26 protein-coding genes are annotated in these 22,391 nt (G+C 63.8%); 9 read left to right on the top strand and 17 right to left on the bottom strand.

What is annotated here, in order from left to right; translation table 11 throughout:
- On the bottom strand, positions 1–1,311 hold the full coding sequence (locus tag ACN5AZ_RS04090) for a malonyl-CoA decarboxylase (protein WP_419427585.1): 1,311 nt from the start codon (positions 1,309–1,311) through the stop codon (positions 1–3).
- A 59-nt stretch (positions 1,312–1,370) separates the two neighbouring features.
- Positions 1,371–1,757, bottom strand: coding sequence for a YciI family protein (locus tag ACN5AZ_RS04085; RefSeq protein WP_419427584.1), 387 nt, complete (start codon positions 1,755–1,757; stop codon positions 1,371–1,373).
- 82 nt (positions 1,758–1,839) lie between these two features.
- Here ACN5AZ_RS04085 and ACN5AZ_RS04080 point away from each other — a divergent pair, with 82 nt between their 5' ends.
- The 6 genes from ACN5AZ_RS04080 (at position 1,840) to ACN5AZ_RS04055 (ending at position 7,280) form a co-directional block, all read left to right on the top strand.
- Positions 1,840–2,712 (top strand): fumarylacetoacetate hydrolase family protein, encoded by an 873-nt coding sequence (locus ACN5AZ_RS04080; RefSeq protein ID WP_419427583.1) that lies wholly within the window; start codon positions 1,840–1,842, stop codon positions 2,710–2,712.
- Positions 2,709–3,359, top strand: a complete 651-nt coding sequence (locus tag ACN5AZ_RS04075; protein ID WP_419427582.1) for a malonic semialdehyde reductase — start codon at positions 2,709–2,711, stop codon at positions 3,357–3,359. The genes ACN5AZ_RS04080 and ACN5AZ_RS04075 overlap by 4 nt, the downstream gene beginning before the upstream one ends.
- Positions 3,360–3,466: 107 nt before the next feature.
- Positions 3,467–4,537, top strand: a complete 1,071-nt coding sequence (locus tag ACN5AZ_RS04070; protein ID WP_419427581.1) for a C4-dicarboxylate TRAP transporter substrate-binding protein — start codon at positions 3,467–3,469, stop codon at positions 4,535–4,537.
- Positions 4,534–5,094, top strand: a complete 561-nt coding sequence (locus tag ACN5AZ_RS04065; RefSeq protein WP_419427580.1) for a TRAP transporter small permease subunit — start codon at positions 4,534–4,536, stop codon at positions 5,092–5,094. The genes ACN5AZ_RS04070 and ACN5AZ_RS04065 overlap by 4 nt, the downstream gene beginning before the upstream one ends.
- A complete protein-coding gene (locus ACN5AZ_RS04060; RefSeq protein WP_419427579.1) occupies positions 5,091–6,395 on the top strand; it encodes a TRAP transporter large permease in 1,305 nt (434 codons plus the stop codon). The genes ACN5AZ_RS04065 and ACN5AZ_RS04060 overlap by 4 nt, the downstream gene beginning before the upstream one ends.
- Positions 6,396–6,407: 12 nt before the next feature.
- Positions 6,408–7,280, top strand: a complete 873-nt coding sequence (locus ACN5AZ_RS04055) for a dioxygenase (RefSeq protein ID WP_419427578.1) — start codon at positions 6,408–6,410, stop codon at positions 7,278–7,280.
- A gap of 124 nt (positions 7,281–7,404) precedes the next feature.
- Here the strand turns inward: ACN5AZ_RS04055 and ACN5AZ_RS04050 are convergent, their stop codons facing one another.
- From ACN5AZ_RS04050 to ACN5AZ_RS04030, 5 genes are all read right to left on the bottom strand, one after another.
- The gene (locus ACN5AZ_RS04050; protein ID WP_419427577.1) at positions 7,405–8,097 is read right to left on the bottom strand and encodes a GntR family transcriptional regulator; all 693 of its coding nucleotides are present in this window, start codon (positions 8,095–8,097) and stop codon (positions 7,405–7,407) included.
- A 55-nt stretch (positions 8,098–8,152) separates the two neighbouring features.
- Positions 8,153–8,746 carry a cupin domain-containing protein gene (locus ACN5AZ_RS04045; protein ID WP_419427576.1) on the bottom strand — a complete coding sequence of 198 codons (594 nt, stop codon included), beginning with the start codon at positions 8,744–8,746 and terminating at the stop codon, positions 8,153–8,155.
- Between the two features lie 20 nt (positions 8,747–8,766).
- Positions 8,767–10,650 carry a TRAP transporter permease gene (locus tag ACN5AZ_RS04040; RefSeq protein WP_419427575.1) on the bottom strand — a complete coding sequence of 628 codons (1,884 nt, stop codon included), beginning with the start codon at positions 10,648–10,650 and terminating at the stop codon, positions 8,767–8,769.
- 70 nt (positions 10,651–10,720) lie between these two features.
- Entirely contained in the window at positions 10,721–11,650 is a 930-nt protein-coding gene (locus ACN5AZ_RS04035; RefSeq protein WP_419427574.1) for a TAXI family TRAP transporter solute-binding subunit, read from the bottom strand.
- Positions 11,651–11,821: 171 nt separating this feature from the next.
- Entirely contained in the window at positions 11,822–12,964 is a 1,143-nt protein-coding gene (locus tag ACN5AZ_RS04030; protein ID WP_419427573.1) for an alpha-D-ribose 1-methylphosphonate 5-triphosphate diphosphatase, read from the bottom strand.
- Between the two features lie 49 nt (positions 12,965–13,013).
- On the opposite strand from ACN5AZ_RS04030, the gene ACN5AZ_RS04025 reads away from it, so the two are divergent.
- The gene (locus tag ACN5AZ_RS04025; protein WP_419427572.1) at positions 13,014–13,682 is read left to right on the top strand and encodes a DUF1045 domain-containing protein; all 669 of its coding nucleotides are present in this window, start codon (positions 13,014–13,016) and stop codon (positions 13,680–13,682) included.
- On the opposite strand, the gene phnN is transcribed toward ACN5AZ_RS04025, so the two are convergent.
- The 4 genes from phnN to ACN5AZ_RS04005 are packed head-to-tail and all read right to left on the bottom strand — an operon-like array spanning position 13,664 to position 16,555.
- Positions 13,664–14,221 carry a phosphonate metabolism protein/1,5-bisphosphokinase (PRPP-forming) PhnN gene (gene phnN, locus ACN5AZ_RS04020; protein ID WP_419427571.1) on the bottom strand — a complete coding sequence of 186 codons (558 nt, stop codon included), beginning with the start codon at positions 14,219–14,221 and terminating at the stop codon, positions 13,664–13,666. The two genes, ACN5AZ_RS04025 and phnN, sit on opposite strands and share 19 nt — an antisense overlap.
- On the bottom strand, positions 14,218–14,901 hold the full coding sequence (phnL, locus tag ACN5AZ_RS04015; RefSeq protein WP_419427570.1) for a phosphonate C-P lyase system protein PhnL: 684 nt from the start codon (positions 14,899–14,901) through the stop codon (positions 14,218–14,220). The genes phnN and phnL overlap by 4 nt, the downstream gene beginning before the upstream one ends.
- 11 nt (positions 14,902–14,912) lie before the next feature.
- Positions 14,913–15,692 (bottom strand): phosphonate C-P lyase system protein PhnK, encoded by a 780-nt coding sequence (phnK, locus tag ACN5AZ_RS04010; protein ID WP_419427569.1) that lies wholly within the window; start codon positions 15,690–15,692, stop codon positions 14,913–14,915.
- On the bottom strand, positions 15,689–16,555 hold the full coding sequence (locus tag ACN5AZ_RS04005; RefSeq protein ID WP_419427568.1) for an alpha-D-ribose 1-methylphosphonate 5-phosphate C-P-lyase PhnJ: 867 nt from the start codon (positions 16,553–16,555) through the stop codon (positions 15,689–15,691). The genes phnK and ACN5AZ_RS04005 overlap by 4 nt, the downstream gene beginning before the upstream one ends.
- Before the next feature lie 33 nt (positions 16,556–16,588).
- Between ACN5AZ_RS04005 and ACN5AZ_RS04000 the strand changes: the two genes are divergently transcribed.
- On the top strand, positions 16,589–16,888 hold the full coding sequence (locus ACN5AZ_RS04000; protein WP_419427567.1) for a hypothetical protein: 300 nt from the start codon (positions 16,589–16,591) through the stop codon (positions 16,886–16,888).
- Between the two features lie 13 nt (positions 16,889–16,901).
- Here the strand turns inward: ACN5AZ_RS04000 and ACN5AZ_RS03995 are convergent, their stop codons facing one another.
- The 4 genes from ACN5AZ_RS03995 to phnG are packed head-to-tail and all read right to left on the bottom strand — an operon-like array spanning position 16,902 to position 19,616.
- The gene (locus ACN5AZ_RS03995; RefSeq protein WP_419427566.1) at positions 16,902–17,498 is read right to left on the bottom strand and encodes an HAD family hydrolase; all 597 of its coding nucleotides are present in this window, start codon (positions 17,496–17,498) and stop codon (positions 16,902–16,904) included.
- Positions 17,495–18,580 (bottom strand): carbon-phosphorus lyase complex subunit PhnI, encoded by a 1,086-nt coding sequence (locus tag ACN5AZ_RS03990; RefSeq protein WP_419427565.1) that lies wholly within the window; start codon positions 18,578–18,580, stop codon positions 17,495–17,497. The genes ACN5AZ_RS03995 and ACN5AZ_RS03990 overlap by 4 nt, the downstream gene beginning before the upstream one ends.
- The gene (gene phnH, locus ACN5AZ_RS03985) at positions 18,580–19,149 is read right to left on the bottom strand and encodes a phosphonate C-P lyase system protein PhnH (protein WP_419427564.1); all 570 of its coding nucleotides are present in this window, start codon (positions 19,147–19,149) and stop codon (positions 18,580–18,582) included. The genes ACN5AZ_RS03990 and phnH overlap by 1 nt, the downstream gene beginning before the upstream one ends.
- Positions 19,149–19,616: a phosphonate C-P lyase system protein PhnG gene (phnG, locus tag ACN5AZ_RS03980; RefSeq protein WP_419427563.1), complete on the bottom strand. Its 468-nt coding sequence runs from the start codon at positions 19,614–19,616 to the stop codon at positions 19,149–19,151. Before phnG ends, phnH begins: the two co-directional genes overlap by 1 nt.
- Positions 19,617–19,697: 81 nt before the next feature.
- On the opposite strand from phnG, the gene phnF reads away from it, so the two are divergent.
- The gene (phnF, locus tag ACN5AZ_RS03975) at positions 19,698–20,426 is read left to right on the top strand and encodes a phosphonate metabolism transcriptional regulator PhnF (RefSeq protein ID WP_419427562.1); all 729 of its coding nucleotides are present in this window, start codon (positions 19,698–19,700) and stop codon (positions 20,424–20,426) included.
- Here phnF and ACN5AZ_RS03970 read toward each other — a convergent pair.
- Positions 20,423–21,040, bottom strand: coding sequence for a chloramphenicol acetyltransferase (locus ACN5AZ_RS03970; RefSeq protein WP_419427561.1), 618 nt, complete (start codon positions 21,038–21,040; stop codon positions 20,423–20,425). The two genes, phnF and ACN5AZ_RS03970, sit on opposite strands and share 4 nt — an antisense overlap.
- Positions 21,040–22,389, bottom strand: a complete 1,350-nt coding sequence (gene phnE / locus ACN5AZ_RS03965) for a phosphonate ABC transporter, permease protein PhnE (protein ID WP_419427560.1) — start codon at positions 22,387–22,389, stop codon at positions 21,040–21,042. Before phnE ends, ACN5AZ_RS03970 begins: the two co-directional genes overlap by 1 nt.
- Positions 22,390–22,391 lie beyond the last annotated feature (2 nt).

Genomic DNA, 22,391 nt, shown 5'->3' with positions numbered 1-22,391 from the left:
TCAGGTCTTGGCCGGAACGGCGTTGGATTTCAGCAAGGGCGCCAGAGCGCGCGCATGGGCGACGGTCCCTTGAGAGGAATGTTTTTCGATGTTGAGGTCGATCTGGTCGAGATCATAGAGGTAATTGACCATCGCCCCGCAGGACTGGCGCAGGCCGTTGTCCGAACGGTCCGCACCGATGTGGATGTCATGGACCAGCGCGCCATTGCCCAGATGAAAGCGGGCCACAGGGTCCAGCGGCCCGCCGCGGCGGTGGCGTTCAAGGATCAGGTAGCGCGCGACATAGCTGCGCAGGGCGTAGGCCCCGGCCTCGCCGGTCTCGGCGCTGCGGATGGCCTCGGCCAGCGGGGCGGCCTCGGGGGCGGGCAGGGCGGACATCTGCCCCTCGGCCCATGCGCGAAAGCCGGGGATGGGCGACAGGGTGACGAATGTTTTCAACCCCGGCAGCGCGCCATGCAGATCCTCGACCACCTGTTTGATCAGCGAATTGCCAAAGGAGATGCCGCGCAGCCCTTTTTGGCAGTTGGAGATCGAATAGAACACGGCCGTGTCGATGTCCTCGGGGTCAAGCGCTGCGCGATCTTCGGCCAGCACGGCCTGGACATTGTTTGCGACACCGTGGGTCAGCGCGACCTCGACAAAGATCAGCGGCTCGTCAGGCATGGCGGGATGGAAATAGGCGTAACAGCGCCGGTCCTCGGGCAGCAGCCTGCGGCGCAGATCGTCCCAGCTGTCGATGGCATGCACCGCCTCATAGGCGATGATCTTTTCCAGAATGCTCGCAGGCGTGTCCCAGCTGATGCGCCGCAGCACCAGAAAGCCCTGATTGAACCATGACCGGAACAGATGCAGGAAATCCAGATCAATGGCCTTGAGCGCGGGGTCGTCCTTGATCCGTGCCAGCAGATCGCAGCGCATGGCCACCAGATCGGCGGTCGCCCCGGCCACACGGTTCAGTCGCCGCAGCAATTCCTGACGGCGCGGCTCGGCGCAATCGGTCAGCTCTGCCAGCGTATCGGGTGTGGGGGTGTCGGCATAACGGGCTGCAAGATCCTTGAGCCGGTCGCGGTCAATGTCGAAATCGCGCGCCAGCATCTGGAAAAAGGCGGATTTCTCATCTCCGGTCATGTCGCGGTATTGCGCCAGCAAAGCGCGCGACACCTTGGACGAGGACACATCCCCCAGATCGGTCAGCAAAAGCTCTGCCAGTTCCTGCGGGCTGCGCGCATCTGTGGCACGCGGTGACGTGCGATTGCGCAGCGTGATCGTGGACAACAGATCCACCAGATAGGTCGACTGGATCAACTGCATGGGGCCGCTCCTTTGTGATTGGCGAGACTGCAAAGAAATGTCGAGGAATTGCGAAGCCGTCAGGACAGGGCCACCTGACCGGTCGATAGGCCCAGACCCAGCGTCAGCGATCCCTCGTTCACCATCCAGCGGCGCAGGGTGTAGCTGCGTGCGCCACGGGCGTGCATCGGGTCGCCATCGGCCAATGCCCGCGCGGCCTCGAGCGAGGGCGCGCGATAGATCACCAGCCCTGCGCCCTCGATCTGGGTGCCGGTTTCATCCGACAGCGGCCCCGCCAGAAACAGCTGCCCCGCCTGTTCCAATTTGCGCTGATAGGCGAGGTGATCGGGCAGCACGTCCGGAATGGCCGGGCCGTCTGCCTCAGGCGTGGTGATGGTCACATAGAGTTCCAGCGCAAGCGCCCCGCGGCCCCGCGCCGTTTCGAGATAGCTGCTCCATTCAGGCATTTTTCCCTCCCAATAATATCGATATTTATTGACCTACACATTTTTTATCGGCAAAAGAAAGGGAAATCTGAGAGGAGACGACATGAAAATTCTTGTGGGGACAGTGGCAGGCCAGCGCGGGGTGTTCCGTGTGGACGGGGATGTGGCCACCAATCTGACCGAGGCATTGCCGCAGGTCGGGACCGATTTGCAGGCACTGATCGAATCGGATGCGTTGATGGCGCAAGCTGCCGATGTAACCGGCGAGACAGTGCCGGTGTCCGAAGTGACGCCCGCGCTGCCGGTCGAGGCACCGGGCAAGATCATGTGCCTTGGCCTGAACTACATCGAACACATCAAGGAAGGCGGCTATGACATTCCCGACTATCCGGCGATGTTCATGCGTACGCGTCAGTCCATCATGGCCGCGGGCGAGGCGCTGGTGCGCCCCAACTGTTCGGAAAAGCTCGACTACGAGGCAGAGCTGATGCTGATCGTCGGCAAAGGCGGGCGTCATATCTCGGAGGCGGACGCGCTCGACCATGTGTTTGGCTACACGGTGTTCAACGACGGTTCGGTGCGCGACTACCAGCGCAAGACGCATCAGTGGACACCGGGCAAGAACTTTGACCAGACCGGCGCGATTGGCCCCTTTGTGGTGACCGAAGGCGATCTGCCCGACGGGGCGAAGGGGTTGAAGATCGAAAGCCGCGTGGGCGACGAGATCCTGCAAAGCTCGAACACCTCGAACATGATCTGGGGCGTGGCGCAGACCATTGCGATCATGTCCGAATTCACCACGTTGGAACCGGGCGACCTGATCGCGCTGGGCACGCCTCCGGGTGTGGGTCACGCCAAGAAGCCGGGGCCGCGCTGGCTGAAACCCGGTGAGGTCATCGAGATCGAGATCGAAGGCATCGGCATCTGCGCCTCGCCCATCGTGGACGAATCCGATTTGGCGCAGGCGGCAGAATGAACGTGACACTGGACCCACGCGAAACCGCGCAGGCGGCGGTGCGCGACCTGCGCCAGCGGATCACGCGGCTTGATGATGCGTCCATTGATCTGATCCTGCGCGATGCGCGGTCGCATTACGCTTGGACGGATCGGCCCGTGTCCGACGAGATGCTGCATGCCCTGCATGAGATCACGGTCGCAGGCCCCACATCGATGAACACGTTGCCTGCGCGCTATGTGCATGTGCGCAGCGAAGAAGCCAAGGATCGGCTGGCCAAGGCACTGAAGGACAAGAACATCGACAAGATGCGTCAGGCGCCGGTGACGACGATCATCGCCTATGACCCGAACTTCTGGACCCGTCTGCCGGAGACCTTTCCGCATGAGGACCGCCGTCCTCTGTTCCGCGACAAGCCCGAGCACTGCGAGATTACGGCCTTGCGCAATTCGTCATTGCAAGGCGCGTACTTCATGATCGCGGCGCGGGCGCTTGGGCTGGATGTGGGGGCGATGTCGGGCTTTTCAAATGACATCGTCGATGCAGAGTTCTTTGCCGACACCGGCTGGAAGTCGAACTTTTTGTGTAACATTGGCTACGCTGATGAGCGTGCCCTTTTCGGCAAGTTGCCGCGCTTCGGCTTTGACGATGTGAACACGATTGTCTGAGGGGCAGGCGCGGAAGAGGAGCCGCGCCCGACCCAACGACGCCGCAGACCCGACAATCGGGCGTGGCATTTCGCGCCGAAAGGCGCACCATAGGGAGGAGGAAACCCATGCGTTTCATGACTGTTACAGCGGCGCTGTTGGCGGGGGCTGCGGCCTTGCCCGCGATGGCGCAAGAGACGATCACCATCAATATGATCGACGGCTATCCCGCCCGCGCCATGTGGGTGCAGGAGCTGACCAACCATTTCATCCCCGAAGTGGACAAACGTCTGGCCGAGACGGGCAACTACCAGATCGACTGGCGTGAAAGCTATGGTGGCACGGTGGTCAAACCCAAGGGCGTGCTCGAAGGGCTGCAACTGGGTCTTGGCGACATCGGCATTGTCACCACCATTTTCCACAGCTCGAAACTGCCCAGTCAGGCGATTGCCGCGGTGACGCCTTTTGTGTCCTCGGACGCGCGGGTGGTGGCGCGTGCGGTCGATGAGATCGCGCAGGAATTCCCCACCATGGCCGAGGAATTCGATGCCCAGAACCAAGTCTACCTGACGACCGGCGTCGTGTTGGACACCTACCAGCTGTTTTCATCCGAAAAGGTCGAAACCGTTGCGGATCTGGAAGGTGCGAAGATCGCGGGGGCGGGTATGAACCTGCGCTATGTGGAAGGCATCGAAGGCGCCGCCGGTGTGCGCGGCGGTCTGACCGATTTCTACAACATGCTTCAGACCGGTCTGGTGGAACATGCCATGCTCTGGCCGGAGGCTGCGGCGACCTTCAAGATCTCCGAGGTGGGGCCGTTCATGCTGGACGCCGATCTGGGGGCTGTGAACTCCAAGACGTTGACCGCGAACAAGGATTTCTTCAACGGGCTGCCCGAAGAGGTCCAGACCGCCATACGCGAGGCGGCGACATCCTACCGTGATCATGTGGCAGAGGTAGCCATGGACCGCGCGGCAGAGGCCGAGGCCGCCTATACCGAAGCGGGCGGCGAGATCGTCCCCATGAGCGCCGAGCAGCGCGCCGCATGGGCCGCGAGCCTGCCTGATATCGCTGCCGAATGGGCTGCGGATCTGGATGCCAAGGGCAAGCCCGGATCGCAGATGCTGGCCGCCTATCTGGCAAAGGTCAGCGGCGATGATGCGCCCTTGCGGGACTGGACCGCAGGTCTGACCCAGTGAGCAGGCCAAACGGCCAAAGCAGTGCGCCGGTAGCATCAGGCTACCGGCGGCTGCACGGTGCTGCGGCGTGGCTGGCGCGCGCTGTGGCGCTGGGGGCCAATGCTTCTGGCACGCTGATGGTTCTGGCGCTGGTTGTGGTGGTCAACTACGACATGCTGGCGCGCACGCTGGCCAATGCGCCGCTGCGTGGCACCGTCGAGCTGGTGCAATTCGCCATGGTGCTGATCGTGTTCCTGCAATTGCCGGATGTGATCCGTGCGGGGCGGCTGACGCGCTCTGACGGGTTTCTGGGCCTGCTGGAGACACGCGCCCCCCGTCTGGCGGGGCTGTTGCGCCGCGCCGTGGACCTGTTGTCCTTTGCCGTCATGGCGATGATTGCCGTGGCGTCCTATCCGATCTTCGTCGAGATGTGGCACTCGCAGGATTATTTCGGCACGCCCGGTGTGTTCACCGCACCCTACTGGCCGATCAAACTGTGCATTCTGGCCAGCGCCATCCTGTGCGCGATCATCTTTGCCCTCAAAGTCCTGCGACCCGGAAGGGAAACCGACCTGTGACTCCCATAGACATTGGCGCTGTTTCGGTCTTGGCCATCGTGGCCCTGATCTATCTTGGCGTCTACATTCCCATCGCGCTGACGGCCGTCTCCTTTGTGTCGATCTGGCTGATGCGCGACAACTTCACCCTTGCGTTGAACCTGCTGAAAATCACCATCAGCGAAAGCGCGATGGAATATCCCTTTGCCACGATACCGCTGTTCAGCTTCATGGGGCTGGTGGTGTCAAAGGCGGGGCTTGGCTCTGACATCTATGCGGTCATGAGCGCGGCCTTCCGGCGGGTGCTGGGCGGCATCGGCATGGCCACGGTGGGGGCGAACGCAGCCTTTGCCGCTGTCACCGGAAGCTCCATCGCCTCGGCGTCGGTGTTCTCCAAGGTGGCTGTGCCCGAGATGTTGAAATACGACTACAACCCGCGCTTTGCCGTGGGGGTGGTGGCCGGATCGTCGGTGCTGGGCATGATCATTCCGCCCTCGGCCATGCTGATCATCTATTCCTTTGTGGCGGAACAATCCGTGGGCGAGATGTTCATTGCAGGCGTCATCCCCGGCTTGATGCTGGCAGGGGCCTATATCGGGGCGATCTGGCTGATGGGCCGCTTTACGCCGAAATTCGTAGGCGGCCGTCCGGCGGAGGATTACGAACCGATGAGCTGGGCCGAGGTTGCGCGCCGCACCCTGCCTATGATCATCCTGATCGTAACCGTCATCGGCGGCATCTATCTGGGCATCATGACCCCGGTAGAGGCGGGGGCCGCTGGCGCCGCGCTTGGCCTTCTGATCGCTGCCGTGCGCCGCACCATGACGTGGCGCGGGCTGTGGGACACATTGATCGAAACAGGCCACATCACGGCAGCCATCCTGTTCTTGATCACTGCCGCCTCGATCTACAGCCGGATGCTTGGTCTGGCGGGCCTCCCAAGGGAGCTTGAGGCGATCCTTGCGGCCAGCGATCTGAGCTTTGCGCTGATCATGGTGGCCTATGTTATCCTGATGTTGTTCCTTGGCACGATCCTCGACACTTCGTCGATCATCCTGATCGTGGTGCCGCTGTTTCTGCCGCTGATCGAACCCATGGGGCTGAGCCTTGTGTGGTTTGGCATCATCACCGTCATCGGGGCCGAAATCGGCCTGCTGACCCCGCCGCTGGGCATCTCCTGTTTTGTCATCAAGGCGACGCTGGACGATCCGCGCATCACGCTGAAGGACGTGTTCATGGGGGCCTTGCCCTTTGCCGCCGTCATGCTGGTGGTGCTCGTCCTGCTGATCGCCTTTCCCTCTCTCTCCCTTGCCCTTTTGTGAGGACACGACCACATGCGTAACGTAACACCCGACAATATCTCTGACGTCTTTGCCGGCTACTTTGGCCCGGACACCGATCCGCGGTTCAAGGAAATCATGTCCTCGCTGGCAAAGCATCTGCACGCCTTTACGCGCGAGGTGGGGCTGACCCATGACGAATGGCGCGCAGGGCTGAAGGCCGTGGAATGGGCCGGCCAGATCACCACGCCCGAACGCAACGAATTTGTCCTGCTCTCCGACGTGCTGGGCCTGTCGTCGCTGGTGGATATGATCAACTCCCACCCGGACGCGACCTCGTCGAGCGTGCTTGGCCCGTTCCATGTCTCTGACGCGCCGCCGATGGAGATCGGGGCCGACCTGAAAGAGGATTTCGAGGGCGAGGTTCTGCTGGTTCAGGGCTATGTCCGCGACCTTAACGGCGCGCCGATCCCGCATGCGCAGCTCGATATCTGGCAGACCGCGCCGAACGGTCTGTATTCCAGTCAGGACCCGGACATGGACATCATGTCGTTTCACGGGCTGATGACGGCGGATGAGGACGGCTACTACGCCTTCACCACTGTGCGGCCCGTGGAATATACCGTGCCGACTGATGGTCCGGTGGGGCAGATCCTGAATGCGGCGGGACGGCATCCGTGGCGTCCGTCGCATCTGCATTTCATCATCAAGGCCGATGGCTACCGCGATCTGGTCACAGAGGTCTTCCCCGAGGATGATCCCTATCTCGATCAGGATACGGTGTTCGGCGTGCGCGAGGATCTGGTGATGCACTACGCCCCGCAACCGGCAGGCAGCTTCCCCGAGGGGTTCGCCCTGTCCGGTCAGGTGCCCGATGCGTGGTCGCGGGTGGATTTCGATTTCAAACTGGTGGCCAAGGGGGAGTGACCCAAGGCGGGCAGGGGGCCCCACGCCCGCTGCCCGCGCGGATCACCCACCGCGGACACCCCAGCGCACATAAACAAACGGGCAAAGGACGACCTTTGCCCGTTTTCGTTTGATACTGATGACCTCAGTCCTGATCTTGGGGCACGTCCGGCGTTTCGCGCAGGAAAGAGCCGGTTTGCTGGTAGTGGCTCAGCAGTCGCTGCGATGCCAGATCCACCTCGCGGGCAACGGCTGCGTCCAGAATGTCACGGTGTTCCGCGCGCACGTCACGCTTGCCATAGTTGCGTGACCGGCCCGCAAGGTAGCGGTAGCGCACGTTGAGATCATAAAGCTGGCTGCAATAGCCCAACAGGATCGGCGAGTTACAGCGCGCCAGCAGCGCCATATGGAACGCTTTGTGATGCTCCTCGAAGGTGGCGACATCCGCAGCCCCCACACGCACCATCCGGTGATGCGACAGCACCAGCTGTTCCTCCCACGTGTCATCCGCCGCTGCGATGCTTTCGCGCAGGGCCATGTCTTCCAGCGCGCAACGCAGGCGCAGGATTTCGGCAAAGTTTTCCTGACTTACTGGCGCTGCGCGAAAGCCGCGCTGGTCGATCCGCTCCACCAGCTTGTCGGCGACCAACAAGGTCAGCGCCTCGCGGATGGGCGAGGCGCCGGTCTGGATGCGATCTTTCAGCCGCTCGATCTTGAGCTTTTCACCGGGGGCAAGTTCGCCAGTGATGATCATCTGGCGGATCGCCTGATAGGTCGTCTGGGTGGCCGAAATGACCTGTGACGGCTCGGGCACGGCCGGGTTCTCAACAATACTCATACCTGACGTTTAGCCTTACTGTAGGAAAAGACAAAGCCCGTTGCGCAGGCCGCGATCATGCGGGCGCGCGGGCGGGAATGCCGGTGCGGGCCGCGCCACTGGCCTCCCGCGTTGTCACCCCGTCATTGAGCACAAACATGATGATGCAGGTCTCTGTGCCCTTGTTGGACCACGCGTGGTTGGTGCCGCGCTGGATGACCACATCGCCCGCTTTCAGATGCACGTCGTCCTCTTCGTCGTCCATCAGCATCCAGATCTCGCCGGTCAGAACCAGCGCGTAATCCACGCTGTCGGTGCGGTGCATGAACGGGTGGCGCGCGCCTTGGACGATGTTGGCACCGGCCCCCATCTCGGCAAAGGCCGCAGGGCCGTCGAGCGTGGCCATGACCTCGGGGTCTTCGGGCTGGAATTCCACGACGCGGAACACGCTGCCGTTCTTGGGCGGGTGCAGGGTGAAATCGCCGACGCAGGTTTCTGTCGCCCCGTCATATTCCGCAGGGGTGCCGTCAGAGATCCAGAAGTTGGTCAGCCGCACACCGGGCCGGTTTGGCCGTTCCAGAAACTGGCTGGCGGTCTGGTCGCTTTCAATGATGGCTTTGCCGGTGGCGTCATGGCCTGTGACCACACGGCGGAATTCAGTCATTTTCATTGGGTTTGGTCCTTCTTGGATCAGATGGTCTGCCCTTTGCGGGCGCGCAATTCGGTCAGGGTGTACAGCGCCACCAACAGGGCGGTTCCAAGCACGGCGCTGGTGAGGTCCTGAAACAGCAGCAGAACCCCCGCCAGCGCCGCGACGACCCGACCGGGGAGCGATAGCGGTCGGGTCAGTACGCCGATCACCGCAATGGCAATGGCACTTACGCCAAGCGCGCCGGTGACGACGGCGGCGATGTTTTCAGCCCACCCGCCCTGCAGCAGCAGACCGGGGCCAAAGCAAAAGGCAAAGGGCAGCAGAAAGCTGGGCGCGGCATAGGCGGCAGCGGTCCAGCCGGATTTGTTGATATCGGCTCCGGCGATCCCGCCCGCCACATAGGCGGCTAGGGCCACAGGCGGCGTGATCGTCGAGATGCAGCCGAAATAGAAGACAAAGAAATGCGCGGTCAGCATGGGCACGCCCATCTTGACCAGTCCCGGTGCCACAACCGTGGCAAGGATCAGATAGGCGGCGGTGGTGGGCAGTCCCATACCAAGGATGATCGACACCAGCATGGTCAGCACCAGCGCAATCATCAGGCTGCCGCCCGATCCCATATCGATCAGCACCGCGATCTTTGACCCCAATCCGGACAGGCCCAGCACGCCGGCGATGATCCCGGCAGCGGCACAGGCGGCGGAAATGATGACGACATTATTGGCCCCCTCGGTCACCGCGCCAAGGATCTTGGTCAGCAGGTCACGGTCCAGACGGCGCTGCCAGATCACGGTGCCAAGGATCATGACGCCCATGGCCCAGAGCGAAGCCTTGAACGGGGAGTAGCCCATCAGCATCAGACCCAGAAGCGCGGCAAAGGCCGCGATGAACGGCATCCCGTCCCAAAGCACACGCGCGGTGCTGCGCTCATCGGTTGACGGCGTGGTGACCGGCGCGATGTCGCTGCGCACGGCGCGCAGATGCACCACCACAAAGGCTGTGCCAAAGAACAAAAGCGCCGGCAGTAGGCCGGTTTTCATGATCTCGGTGTAGGACACACCCACCACCTCGGCCATGATAAAGGCAGCGGCCCCCATGACCGGCGGCATGATCTGCCCCCCGGTGGAGGCCACGGCCTCGATCCCGGCGGCCTGATGCGGTTTGTAGCCCTCGCGCGTCATCAGCGGAATGGTCAGTGTGCCGGTCACCGCGACGTTGCCCGCCGCAGACCCCGACACCATCCCGATCAGCGAGGAGAACAGCACAGCCGATTTCGCCGACGCCGCGCGCATCCCCCGTGTCAGACGGAAAGAGATCTCGAAAAAGAAATCTCCCGCGCCCAGACGGGACAGCAGCGCGCCAAAGATCGTGAAGGTGATGATATAGGTGGCGGCCACGCCGATGGGGATGCCGTAGATCCCTTGGGTGTCGGTGGTCAGAAAGGTCACCACCCGTTCCAGACCATAGCCGCGACCGCCCAGAATGCCGGGCAGCCACGGGCTGGCAAAGGGATAGAGGAAGAACACCGCCGTGATCAGCGCCAGGATCAGGCCGATGCCGCGTCGCGCCGCCTCGAACACCAGCGCGATGATGACAAGCCCCGCCCAGTAATCCTGTTCGATGGTCATCCCGCCGCTAAAGGCGATGGGCTTCCAACGGGACAACAGCCACAGGCTTGCCACGATGCCTGCCACGATCAGCACCGCATCCAGCGCGCGGGCCAGTGCGTTGCCTTCCATCCCCTTTGCCACGGGCTTGCGCGCAAACAGTAGCGTCAGCGCCAGCATCAGATGGGTCAGGCGCATCTCCATCGTGGACATGGAGATCACACCCGACACGATCAGCAGGTGATAGGCGCCAAAGGCAAAGGCCACCACAGCCAAAAGCCGCGACGGGGTCAGGGTTTCACGCAAGCCGGTCATGGCGCGTCCTTTTGTTGATGGTCAGACAGGGAAAAGGGGCCGCGACCGGCCCCTTTGGGTGCGGCCCAGCTTATTTGCTGAAATAGGCCTGCGCGCCGTCATGTAGGTCGATGGACAGGCTGGCGGCCCGTGCCGGATCAATCTGGCGGGCGTTGGCATTTTCAGCCGCGAACTCGTCAAGGTGATCATAGACCGAGGCTGCGATCTTTTCCGCCATCTCGGCAGCCATATCCGTGGGCACGATCAGCATATTGGTCACCCCCAACACCGTGGCATCCGACGGCATGTCATAGACGTCCGCCGCGATGTCAAAGGTGGAATAGGCCGGATTGTCCGTCAGGATCTGCTGCAGCTTGTCGTCTTCCATCGTGATCATGCGCAGAGGGCCAGAGGCCGCCGCCTGCATCACTGCGGCTGCAGGGTAGCCGGACAGCGCAAGGGCTGCATCCACGTTGCCATCGGACAGCTGGCTGAAGCCGTCGCCATAGCTCAGAAAGCTGGGCGTGATATCATCCAGTGTCAGACCGTAGACCGGCAGGATGTTGTTGAGAAAACCCATGGTGCCGCCACCTGCCGGACCCACGGCCACACGTTTGCCCGCCAGATCGGCAAAGCTCTGGATGTCGGACCCATCCGCCACGACCATATGCAGCACGCTGGGGTGCAGGGGGCCAAGCGCTTTGATATCGATGGCATTGCCGTTGTAGGCCCCGCGCCCCGCGACCGCATCGGCGGCAAGGTTGGCGTTGGTGATGCCGATCTCGACCTCGCCCTGCGCCACAAGGCGGGGGTTTTGCACCGACCCTTGGGTGACGATGGGCACCATGGTGATGTCGCCGCCACCGTATTTGTTCACAAGATTGGAAATCCCCTGTCCGATGGGAAAGAATGCGCCGCCGACGCTGGCGGTGCCGATGCGGTATTCCTCGGCCATGGCGGCGGGTGCAAAGATGGATGCGCTGGCGGCAAGCGTCAGCGCGCAAAGCATATGTGTTTTCATGATCGTCCTCCCTGTGTGGGAGGTTAAAGACGATAAAAACGCATTTCAAGAAAAATATCGATATTATTTGAGGCGCATGTTGCAAGCCGTCGCGCGTCCGGTTCCTCGACAATGGCCAAGGGCTGCAGCATGGCGTGCCGCAGCCCTGTTGCCAATGGGGTTTGTTGTATCTCAGGCGACGCGTGCGCCACGGCTCCAGACGCCACGCAGCAGCGGGGTGTCGCCATTGGCGCGGATGCGCAGGACGTCGCCGCGCAGGCCTTCGTCCAGACGGCCCCGATCCGTCAGACCCGCCGCACGGGCCGGCGCGTCGGTCACGCAGGCGATGGCGCGGGGCAGGTCATCCCAGATCTCTGCCAGCCGGAAAGCCGACAGCAGCAGTGCCGAGGGCACGTAGTCCGAGGAGACGATATCCAGCAGGTCACGCTCTGCCAGATCGCGCGCGGCCACATTGCCCGAATGCGACCCGCCCCGGATCAGGTTGGGCGCGCCCATCATCACCGCAATCCCCGACGCGCGGCAGGCCTCGGCGGCCTCGACAGTGGTGGGGAATTCGGCAAAACCCACACCGTTGCGCGCCGACACCGCCACCTGATCGGCGGTGGTGTCGTCGTGGCTGGCAATCACCGCACCGTAGCGGTTGGCCTCGGCCACGGCGCCCTGTTCATGGGCCGCCCCCAGCCGCGCCTGCAACCCCTTGAGGTTGGCCACATGCTCGAGGAATTCTTCCTCTGTCAGGTTGCGCTTTTTCGTCAGGTAGACCCGCAGCGCGCCCAGATCGCGGAATTGCCGCTGGCCGGGGGTGTGATCCATCAACGACACGATGCCAACGCGGTCCTCGACGCCGAACTGGGCCATCTCGTCGAGCAGGGTTTCCGAACAGATCTCCGCGCGCAGATGAATGAAATGGCTGATCTTGAACGCCCCCTCGGCGCGCGCCTGCAGCAGCTCGTTGGCCACATTGCGGGCATAGGCGCTGTAGCGGGCCTTGCCTCCGGCGATCGAGCCCACCCGCAGCGCGTCAAACACGGTGGTGATCCCGACAGAGGCGAGCTCTGCGTCATGGGCGATCAGCGCAGGCAGATGCGGCCAGTCGACCTCGGGGCGGGGTTCCATATGCCGTTCGAGATTGTCGGTGTGCAGTTCCACCAGACCGGGGGTGACAAAATCCCCCTGACAGTCGATGGCCCCGTCTGGGATATGCGCGCCCTCGGTTACGTCGGTGATGGTGCCATCGGTGATGGTCACACAGCCGGTGGTCACGCGGTCGCGCAGCACAAGGCGGGCATTGGCAAGCGTGACAGAGCCTGACATGGAAGCGTCATGCGTTTCCGGCATAGCGGCAGGAGAGAAGGGAGAATTCATGTCATACACTCGCTTTGCGGTCTATTGGATGCCCGAGGGGGCATTGGCAGAGTTCGGCGCGCGCTGGCTGGGCTGGGATGCACTCAGCGGTCAACCGGCGGATCAGTTTGCTGTGCCCGGTCTTGATGACGCCACGATGACACCGCGCAAATACGGCTTTCACGGAACGCTGAAACCGCCGTTCCGTCTGGCGGACGGGGTTACGCAGGCGGATGTGCAGGCAGGCGTGGCAAAGATGGCCGCCAGTCTGGCACCCGCTGCGGCAGAGGGGCTGTCGCTGACGCCGCTGGGCAGGTTTCTGGCGCTGACGCCCGATGGGGACAACAGCGGCATCGCCCGTGTGGCCGCCACCTGTGTCAAGGCGCTGGATGCCTTTCGCGCGCCGCTCAGCGACGCCGATCTGGAACGGCGCCGCAAGGCGGGCCTGTCCGAGGCGCAAGAGGCGCTGCTGCTGCGCTGGGGCTATCCTTATGTGATGGAGCAGTTCCGCTTTCACCTGACCCTGACGGGCAAGCTGCACAAACGTGACCTGCCGCTTTGGGCCGACCATGTGGCGGCGCATCTGCCCGATTTGCCGCGTCCCTTTGTGCTGGATCAGGTGGCCCTTGTGGGGGAGCGACCCGATGGCCGGTTCGAACTGATCCATCGCTACGCCCTGACCGGATAAAGCGCCTGCGCGGCTGAGCCTATCGCGTCCTCCAAGGCCCCGTCATTGGCAACCTCGATCACGCGGACAGGGGTGGGCAGCTCGGGCAGGGGCTTGGCCGCCTGCGCCAGACGGGCGGCGATCTCGGCCTCGGTCTCGCGTCCGCGCCCTGCCAGCCGCTTGGCCAAGGTCTGGGGGCTGGCGGTGATATGCAAAACGGTAAGGGCGGGAAAGACCTGTGACGCCTGAACCAGCGCACCACGAGACAGGTTGGCCAGACAGTCGTGACCATCGCGGACGGCCTGTAAGGTCTCCATCGGGATGCCGTAGAACAGACCATGCGCGCCCCAATGCAGGCAGAACGCCCCTTGGGCGCGCAAGCGGTCAAATTCCGCGACCGTGGCGGGGGTGTAGTCCTCTCCGCCCAGATCCGGCGCGCGGGTGATGGTGCGGCGCACAGGGCGCAGATCGGGCAGACGCGCGTGCAGCCCCGCCATCACGGAATCCTTGCCCACGCCAGAGGGGCCGACCACAGCGACCAGACGACCGGCGGGGGTCATGCGGCCACCTGCGCGGCAAAGCGGCTGACATCGATTTCGCGGTCGCAGACGCGGGTGCGGGCCGCTTCGTCGTGAAAAATGCCGATGACCGCCGCGCCGCGTGCCTTGGCCTCTTCGATCAACGACAGCACCACCTCGCGGTTGGACGCATCCAGCGAGGCGGTCGGCTCGTCCAGCAGCATGGCGGGGTAGCTGTGGGCAAAGCCGCGCGCGATGTTCACCCGCTGCTGCTCGCCACCTGAAAACGTCGTGGGCGACAGCGACCAAAGCCGTTGGGGGATGTTCAGCCGTGCCAGCAGATCGCGGGCCCGCGCCTCGGCCTGTGCCTGATCGACACCCACGGCGCGCAGCGGCTCTGCCACAACGTCGAGTGTGGGCACACGGGGCACCACGCGCAAAAACTGGCTGACGTAGCCCAGCGTTTCGCGGCGCAGGCGGATGATCTCGCGCGGCTCGGCCTGCACGATATCGGTGCCGCCAATGCGGATCGCGCCGCTTTGCGTGCGGTAGTTGCCGTAGATCATGCGCATCAGGGTGGATTTGCCCGCACCCGAGGCCCCCGTCAGCGCCACACATTCGCCCGCAGCGACGTTGAGCGAGGCACCGGACAGCACCTCGATCACCGCGCTGCCTTGGTTGTGCAGGGTAAAGGTCTTGGTGACATTTTCGATCTCGAACATTTGCGGCCTCCTCAGACCTGAAGCACGCTGGAGACCAGCAATTGGGTGTAGCCATGCTGGGGGTCGTCCAGAACCTGATCTGTCAGCCCCTGTTCGACCACATGGCCCGATTTCATCACCATCAAACGGTCCGCCAGCAGCCGCACCACCGCCAGATCATGGGTGACGATGATGGCCGACAACCCCATGTCCCGCACCAGACCGCGCAGCAAATCCAACAGCCGCGCCTGCACGGAGACATCCAGGCCCCCGGTCGGCTCGTCCATGAAGACCAGTCGCGGCCCTGTCACCAGATTGCGCGCGATTTGCAGCCGCTGCTGCATGCCGCCGGAAAAGGTGGTGGGGCGGTCATCCACGCGGCTGGGCGAAATCTCCACCCGGCCCAGCCAGTCAACGGCCTGTCCGCGAATATCGCCGTAGTTGCGCGCGCCCACAGCCATCAGCCGTTCGCCCACGTTGCCACCTGCGCTGACGCCCATGCGTAGCCCGTCACGCGCATGTTGGTGGACAAAGGCCCAATCGGTGCGCGACAGCATCCGGCGTTCGGGCTCTGACATCTGCAGGGTGTCGCGCGGGCCGGTGCGGGTATCAAACACCACCCGCCCCGCGTCAGGGGCCAGATGCCCCGCCATACAGTTGAGAAGCGTGGATTTTCCAGACCCGCTTTCACCGACGATGCCCATGACCTCGCCGGGGTAAAGATCAAAGGACACATCCGCGCAGCCGATATGGCTGCCATAGGTCTTGGTCAGCCCGTCAACCGACAGCAATGGGGTAGGGGATCGGGTCATGCCGCGTCCTTTCCGCGATGTCCGGCCGCCTGCCGCGTTTCGCAATAATCCGTGTCCGAGCAGACAAACATCCGCCCGCCTGCGTCATCCATGATGACCTCGTCGAGATAGCTGTCGGTTGCGCCGCACAGCCCGCAGGGATGGTCCGCCTTTGAGGGATCAAAGGGGTGATCCTCGAAATCCAGACTGGTGACGCGGGTATAGGGCGGCACCGCATAGATGCGCTGTTCGCGGCCCGCCCCGAACAACTGGATCGCGGGGCTGTCGGACAGTTTGGGGTTGTCGAATTTCGGAATGGGCGAGGGGTCCATGACATAGCGCGCCTCGACCCGCACCGGATAGGCATAGGAGGTGGCGATATGCCCGTGGCGCGAGATATCCTCGTAAAGCTTGACGTGCATCAGCCCGTATTCCTCAAGGCTGTGCATCTTGCGTGTCTCGCTTTCGCGCGGTTCCAGAAAGCGCAGCGGTTCGGGGATGGGCACCTGATAGACAAGGATCTGGCCCTCGGCCAGCGGCTCTTCGGGGATGCGGTGGCGGGTCTGGATGACCGTGGCCTGCGCGGTCTGTGTGGTGGTGGCCACCCCTGCGGTGCGTTCAAAGAAGCTGCGGATCGAGACCGCATTGGTGGTGTCGTCCGCGCCCTGATCGATCACCTTCAGCCGGTCCTCGGGCGTCAGCACCGCAGCAGAGACCTGCACCCCGCCCGTGCCCCAGCCGTAGGGCATCGGCATCTCGCGAGAGGCAAAGGGCACCTGATAGCCGGGAATGGCCAGCCCTTTGAGGATCGCGCGGCGGATCATGCGCTTGGTCTGTTCGTCGAGATAGGCGAAGTTATAGGCGGAGGCGGTGTCATCGGTCATGGGACGGTCCTCATGCGGGGGGCAGGGGGCGGCTTGTCGCAGGCTGATCGGTCCGTGTGTCATAAGACTGTCTCACGAATCTGCTTTGGCCTTGCGCAATTCAATGGCCCTGCGGGGCTGCAACGTCTGGGGGACGTGATGCTTGGATTTGTTGGATACGTGTTGGCCTGTGTCGTGCTGGCCTGTGTGGCGGTGGTTGCGATGGAACGCGTGATTGGCTGGGTGGTGCGCTGGGCGGCCCCGATCCTGCCCAATGATATCGCGGGGCCGGATGGCTGGTTGATCGACACGCAGCGCAATTGCGGTGTGTTCGACCCAGTCGCACGCGGATAAATTGGCTGCGGGGTCATAGCAGGCCCCGCTCTGTCAGCGCCTGCGCCACATCTTGGGCGTTGGTGAAGTGGATGGCATCCATACCGATGCTGCGCGCACCTTCGCAGTTCTCAAGCTTGTCGTCGATAAAGACGCAGTCTTGTGGGGCCACCTGCGCCCGCGCGCAATACAGTCGATAGATCGCGGGGTCCGGCTTGATCAGCTTTTCCTTGCCGGAAATCACCAGAGTATCAAAGATCTCGGCCAATCGGGGGTGGGATTTCAGCCCCTCAGGCCAAGTTTCCACCGACCAGTTGGTGATGGCCCCAAGCGTCAGGCCGCGCGCGATCAGCCGGTCGACGATCTCCCAGCTGCCCGGCACGGCGTCCCGCACCGTTTGCGCATAGCGCGGCACGTACTGGTTCAACCGGTCGCGATCCTCCGCGCGGTCCAGCTCCTGCGCCAAATCCGCAAAGCGTTCGCCATGATCGGCCCGCAGGTTGCGCGCCCCAAAATCGATGCGCTGCATGAAATCGGCGGCTTCCGGCTCTGACAGCTCTGGCCAAGCCAGACGTGGCTGCCAATCCACCAGCACGTTGCCGATATCAAAGACGATATGTGTCGCGGTCATTCTGCGGCCTCCTGCATCTGGCCCGACGCCTCGCGGCGCAGCTTGCGCACCAGCTCCAGCTCGGACTGGAAATCGACGTAATGGGGCAGTTTGATGTGTTCGAGAAACCCCGTCGCCTGAATGTTATCCGCATGATACAGCACAAATTCCGCATCCTGCGCGGGGGCACCTTCGTTGTCTTCGCCCAGCTCTTCCCAACGCAGAGCACGGTCTACCAGAGCCATCGAAATCGCCTTGCGCTCGGTTTGCCCGAAGACCAGCCCGTAGCCGCGCGTGAACTGCGGCGGCTCGGTTTTGGAGCCTTTGAACTGGTTGACGGTTTCGCATTCGGTCAGGGTGATTTCCCCGATCTCGATGGCAAAGCCCAGCTCGGGGATGTCCATTTCGACCGGCACGGCCCCGATGCGCAGCTCGCCGACAAAGGCATGGTTGCGGGCGTAGCCACGTTGGGTGGAGTAGGCCATCGACAGGGTGAACCCCTCGTCCGCGCGGGTCAGCGCCTGCAGACGCAGGGGCCGTGTGGCGGGCATTTCCAGCGGCTCGCGCGTCAGATCCGGTGGCGTGGTCTCTTCCGCTGGGGCCTCTTCGATCAGCCCCTCGCGGTTGAGAAAACCGGTCACATGGGGCACCTCTGCGGGCTGCGTGTCACGACTGGGCGCGCTGGGCGCATCGCCGTCGGCGGCCAGTTTGAAGTCAAGCAAACGGTGCGTGTAATCGAACGTCGGCCCAAGGATCTGTCCGCCGGGGACGTCCTTGAACGTGGCGGACACGCGGCGGTCGCAGGCCATACGCGCGGTGTCCACGGCACGCGACGCCCCAAATCGCGGCAGCGTCGTGCGGTAGGCGCGGATCAGAAAGATCGCCTCGATCAGATCGCCACGCGCCTGTTTGATCGCTAAGGCCGCAAGATCGGCGTCATAGAGCGACCCTTCGGCCATGACGCGGTTGACCGCCAACGCAAGCTGTTCACGGATCTGCGCCACCGACAGCTCGGCGATATCGGTGTCGCCGCGCCGTTCCTCGGCCAGCCATGCGTGGGCATTGTTGATGGCGGCTTCTCCGCCTTTGACGGCAACATACATCAGGCGGGCTCCACTTTGGTTGAACGGGGCAGGGCGGTGACGCGATCCTCTTGGGTGAACAGCAGATCGACGCCCAAGGGAAAGCGCGCCGCATTGCGCTCCAGCGCGGCCAGATCCGGCAGCGCCATCGTGGTCTCTGACGCGATGCCCGGTCCGGTCAGACGCGCGCGGTCTGCCGCGGGCAAGGGGCCATCCACGATCAGCGTGGTGGAACGGTCGGGATACTCCGGGGTGCCTGCAGGGTAGCCCTCAAGCGGTGCAAGATCCTCCCACGCCCCCAGCGCAAAGGCGCAGCTTGCGCGGTCGGTCAAAGGCGCGCCGGTGTGAAAGGCGATCCAGCCGCGCACCGCGTCGCAATCCAAGTCACCGGCCAGAAACAGCGGCGTGTCGGTGTCGCACAGTGTCAGCACAACCGCTCCGGCGGCGGGGGACAGGGGCGCGGGCGGCGTGGCACCGCGCAGGGTCCATGTGGTGGCAGGGCGGGCCATCGCCTCCATCACCGCGCGAAAGGCATGGGCCGCATCGCGCGCAGGATCGGCAAAGCCACCGTCAAGCATCTGTGTCAGCATCAGTCTTCCCCTCGCACCATGGTAAAGAAATCCACCTTTGTGGCAGCGGCCTTGGCCGCGCGGCTGTTGCGGCGGGCCGTGGCCTCTTGCTCCAGCGGGTCCAGCACGGCGGCGCGGATCGCTTCGAAGCGGTCGGTCTGCATCAGGGCATCGACGAGGGCTGCGGCCTCGGCGCAGGCTTTGCGGCGGCCTTGGACGTAGGCGTGGCCCACCGTGCCGCAGGGCAGCCGCAGAGCGCAGCGTGTCACGGTCATTTCCCCAAGGTTAAACGGCGCGCCGGTCGCGCCTGCGCGGCCCCGCACCATGGTGGTTCCGATTTCAGGCGCGCGTAGCCAGTCAAAGCGCGGGCGCGGCCCGCAGGCGTCCAGCAGCTCGGGGACGCGGCCCTCGGGGGCCTTGGCCAGCAGGCCCATCCACGCCTTGCGCGCGGCATTGGGATCGGGATCGGTGGGGGCCTGGTCTTTCATCTCGACAACTTTCGCAAGTACTATACAACTAGACACATATTAGCAGATTCGCTTGCGGCAGACAGTGGAGATTTGTGAACTTTGGGTGACACGGCAGGGGAGAGGGGCCGCACGCCGGTCTGGCAGGCGATTGCCAATGCGCTGCGCGCCGATATCACGGCGGGCCGCTATCGCGCGGGGGACAAACTGCCGACAGAGGCGGCGCTGGCCGCGCGGTTCGGCGTAAACCGGCATACGGTACGCCACGGGCTCAAGGCGCTGGTCGATGACGGGTTGGTGCGCACGCGGCGCGGCGCGGGAGCCTTTGTGGCGGCTGTGCCAACGGAATACCCCATCGGCAAGCGCACACGGTTCACCGAAAACCTGACGCGCGCGGGGCGATTGCCGGGGCGCAGCGTTCTGTCCACGGAAACCCGCGCCGCCACCGACAAAGAGGCCGTTGCTCTGGACTTGCCCGAGAGCGCGCCGGTGCTGGTGGTTTGGGGCGTGTCGCTGGCCGATGCCCAGCCGGTGGCCTTGGCGCAATCGCTGTATCCGGTGGACCGTCTGCCCGGCATTGCCGAGGCTTTGGCGCAGGGGCGGGGGGTGACATGGGCCTTGGGGCAGGTGGGCGTCACCGACTACACCCGCGCGCAAACGCAGATCACTGCGGTGGCGGCGGATGCGACGCAAGCCCTGCATCTGCATCTGCGCGAGGGCGCGCCGCTGCTGCGCACGCGCAGTCTGAACGTGGACCGGACCGGCGCACCGGTCGAAAGCGGCACCACATGGTGGCCCGGTGACCGGATCACGCTCACGCTTGAGGACTAGGCTTCGTATTTTTCCAGAAAGCGCTCGGCGCTGAGGGTGCGGAAATCCGGCAGCGCCGCGCGCAGGCGGTCATGCGACCAATCCCACCACGCCAATGCCATCAGCCGGTCTGCGATTTCGGGCGGCTGGCGCAGGCGCATCGGCTTTGCCGGGGTGCCCGCGACGATGGTGTAGGGCGCCACATCGCGCGTCACAATCGCGCCCGAGGCCACAACCGCACCGTCGCCCAAGGTGACCTCCGGTTTGATCATCGCCCCGTGGCCGATCCATGTGTCATGGCCAATCGTCGCGCGGCGCGACAGGCGATGCGCGAAGAACGCCGCATCGCGGTCCGCGTCCTCCCAGTAATCGTCCGAGCGATACAGGAAATGATGGCAGGCGGCGGTGTCGAGCGGATGATCGGTGGCCCCGATGCGCGAGAAGCTCGCGATATTGGCGAACTTGCCCACATTGGCATTGGCGATATCCGCATAGCGGTCGCAGTAGCTGTAGTCGCCCAGTTGGCTGTGGGCGATACGGCTGCCGCGTCCGATTTCGGTATAGGCGCCAAAGTCGCTGTCGGTGATCTGACAGTCCGGGTGGATCAGCGGCTGGTCTGCGGACAGGCGCGGCATCAATGGCTGTCCTTGCCGCCGATCAGCCGTGCGCGCAGCTTGCCCGACAGCCAGTCCATACCAATAACCATCAGCACCACGAGGATGATGTAGTAGGCCACTTCCTCCCAGCTTTGCTGCGTCTGGATCGCTTGGGTGAGCAACAAACCGATGCCACCGCCGGTGATGGCCCCGATGATCGTCGCGCTGCGGGTGTTGGATTCAAAGAAATACAGCACCTGCGCCAGCAGAACCGGCATCACCTGCGGGATCACGCCAAAGCGGTAACGCTGGATCGGGTTCGCGCCGGTAGAGGCGATGCCCTCGATCTGTTTCTGGTCGGTGTTCTCCAGCGCCTCCGAGAAGACCTTGCCGAAGGTGCCGGTGTCGGTGATCAAAATGGCCAGCGCGCCGGTCAGCGGACCGGGGCCAAAGGCGCGCGCCAGCACAACCGTCCAGATCAGCGCGTCCACCCCACGGACAAAGTCGAACAGGCGGCGCGTCGCCATACGCAGAGCGGCGAGCGGCGCAAACCGGCGGGCGGCGAGAAAAGACAGCGGCAGAGCGATCATCGCAGCGCCCGCCGTGCCCAGAAAGGCCATCAGGATGGTCTCGGAGATGGCCCACGCCACATCGCCGTGCCGCCACATGGGATTGCCCCAGAAATCCTGCCACGCGCCCACGATATTGTTGCGCGCCGGATCGATCCGGTCGCCCAGCAGGATCTCGGTCAACCCGTGGCCGTAATAGGGAGAGGCGAAGGTGAACCAGAACAGCTCCCACCCCATGAAGTAGTTGAACACCTCGGTCTTGCTGCCGGTCAGGGTCACACGGCCCTCGGGTAGCGTCAGCGTCACCCGCCGGTCAGAGGCATTGATCCACTCCGGCAGATCGTCGGGCAGATCGGTGATAACATTGCGCCCCTCGGCCTGCGCGTGGACTGTTCCGAAATCGGGAATGACGATCTCGGTGCGTTGCTCGGGCAGCAGGCGCACCAGATGGCCGCGCCCCAGATCGACGGTTGTCACGCTCTCGCCGGTGGCGGCATCCACTGTGGGGCCGGTGACCCAATCGGGGCGCATGCCTTCGGGGTAGCGGCCCTTGCGCTCGCCCTCGACCGCGTAGTCCATCGTGCCGTCACGGTTGGAGCGGGTCACATGGGTCTTGTAGCTCCAGCTGTCAGAGGCCAGCGTCACAGCGTTGTCCCAATTGGCCCGACCAGCCAGACCCGCCACATCGAAGGCAAAGAAGATATAGACGAAATAGGCCAGCACCACGGCAGGGGCAGCAAAGCCCAGCAGGCGTTTGCGCTGGAACAGCCGGTCCGCTTGGGTTTTGGCGTCCATCACGGGAAAATCGGTGGCGGTCATGG

The sequence above is a fragment of the Sagittula sp. SSi028 genome (genome assembly GCF_048553715.1).
Lineage (GTDB): Bacteria > Pseudomonadota > Alphaproteobacteria > Rhodobacterales > Rhodobacteraceae > Sagittula.
This window is presented reverse-complemented; position numbering and strand designations above follow the sequence as displayed.

What these genes read in the sequence shown, in the direction of transcription:
- ACN5AZ_RS04090 (WP_419427585.1), bottom strand. Translation starts at nt 1,311, where the DNA reads ATGCAGTTGATCCAGTCGACCTATCTGGTGGATCTGTTGTCCACGATC.
- ACN5AZ_RS04085 (WP_419427584.1), bottom strand. Translation starts at nt 1,757, where the DNA reads ATGCCTGAATGGAGCAGCTATCTCGAAACGGCGCGGGGCCGCGGGGCG.
- ACN5AZ_RS04080 (WP_419427583.1), top strand. Translation starts at nt 1,840, where the DNA reads ATGAAAATTCTTGTGGGGACAGTGGCAGGCCAGCGCGGGGTGTTCCGT.
- ACN5AZ_RS04075 (WP_419427582.1), top strand. Translation starts at nt 2,709, where the DNA reads ATGAACGTGACACTGGACCCACGCGAAACCGCGCAGGCGGCGGTGCGC.
- ACN5AZ_RS04070 (WP_419427581.1), top strand. Translation starts at nt 3,467, where the DNA reads ATGCGTTTCATGACTGTTACAGCGGCGCTGTTGGCGGGGGCTGCGGCC.
- ACN5AZ_RS04055 (WP_419427578.1), top strand. Translation starts at nt 6,408, where the DNA reads ATGCGTAACGTAACACCCGACAATATCTCTGACGTCTTTGCCGGCTAC.
- ACN5AZ_RS04050 (WP_419427577.1), bottom strand. Translation starts at nt 8,097, where the DNA reads ATGAGTATTGTTGAGAACCCGGCCGTGCCCGAGCCGTCACAGGTCATT.
- ACN5AZ_RS04045 (WP_419427576.1), bottom strand. Translation starts at nt 8,746, where the DNA reads ATGAAAATGACTGAATTCCGCCGTGTGGTCACAGGCCATGACGCCACC.
- ACN5AZ_RS04040 (WP_419427575.1), bottom strand. Translation starts at nt 10,650, where the DNA reads ATGACCGGCTTGCGTGAAACCCTGACCCCGTCGCGGCTTTTGGCTGTG.
- ACN5AZ_RS04035 (WP_419427574.1), bottom strand. Translation starts at nt 11,650, where the DNA reads ATGAAAACACATATGCTTTGCGCGCTGACGCTTGCCGCCAGCGCATCC.
- ACN5AZ_RS04030 (WP_419427573.1), bottom strand. Translation starts at nt 12,964, where the DNA reads ATGTCAGGCTCTGTCACGCTTGCCAATGCCCGCCTTGTGCTGCGCGAC.
- ACN5AZ_RS04025 (WP_419427572.1), top strand. Translation starts at nt 13,014, where the DNA reads ATGTCATACACTCGCTTTGCGGTCTATTGGATGCCCGAGGGGGCATTG.
- phnN (WP_419427571.1), bottom strand. Translation starts at nt 14,221, where the DNA reads ATGACCCCCGCCGGTCGTCTGGTCGCTGTGGTCGGCCCCTCTGGCGTG.
- phnL (WP_419427570.1), bottom strand. Translation starts at nt 14,901, where the DNA reads ATGTTCGAGATCGAAAATGTCACCAAGACCTTTACCCTGCACAACCAA.
- phnK (WP_419427569.1), bottom strand. Translation starts at nt 15,692, where the DNA reads ATGACCCGATCCCCTACCCCATTGCTGTCGGTTGACGGGCTGACCAAG.
- ACN5AZ_RS04005 (WP_419427568.1), bottom strand. Translation starts at nt 16,555, where the DNA reads ATGACCGATGACACCGCCTCCGCCTATAACTTCGCCTATCTCGACGAA.
- ACN5AZ_RS03995 (WP_419427566.1), bottom strand. Translation starts at nt 17,498, where the DNA reads ATGACCGCGACACATATCGTCTTTGATATCGGCAACGTGCTGGTGGAT.
- ACN5AZ_RS03990 (WP_419427565.1), bottom strand. Translation starts at nt 18,580, where the DNA reads ATGTATGTTGCCGTCAAAGGCGGAGAAGCCGCCATCAACAATGCCCAC.
- phnH (WP_419427564.1), bottom strand. Translation starts at nt 19,149, where the DNA reads ATGCTGACACAGATGCTTGACGGTGGCTTTGCCGATCCTGCGCGCGAT.
- phnG (WP_419427563.1), bottom strand. Translation starts at nt 19,616, where the DNA reads ATGAAAGACCAGGCCCCCACCGATCCCGATCCCAATGCCGCGCGCAAG.
- ACN5AZ_RS03970 (WP_419427561.1), bottom strand. Translation starts at nt 21,040, where the DNA reads ATGCCGCGCCTGTCCGCAGACCAGCCGCTGATCCACCCGGACTGTCAG.
- phnE (WP_419427560.1), bottom strand. Translation starts at nt 22,389, where the DNA reads ATGACCGCCACCGATTTTCCCGTGATGGACGCCAAAACCCAAGCGGAC.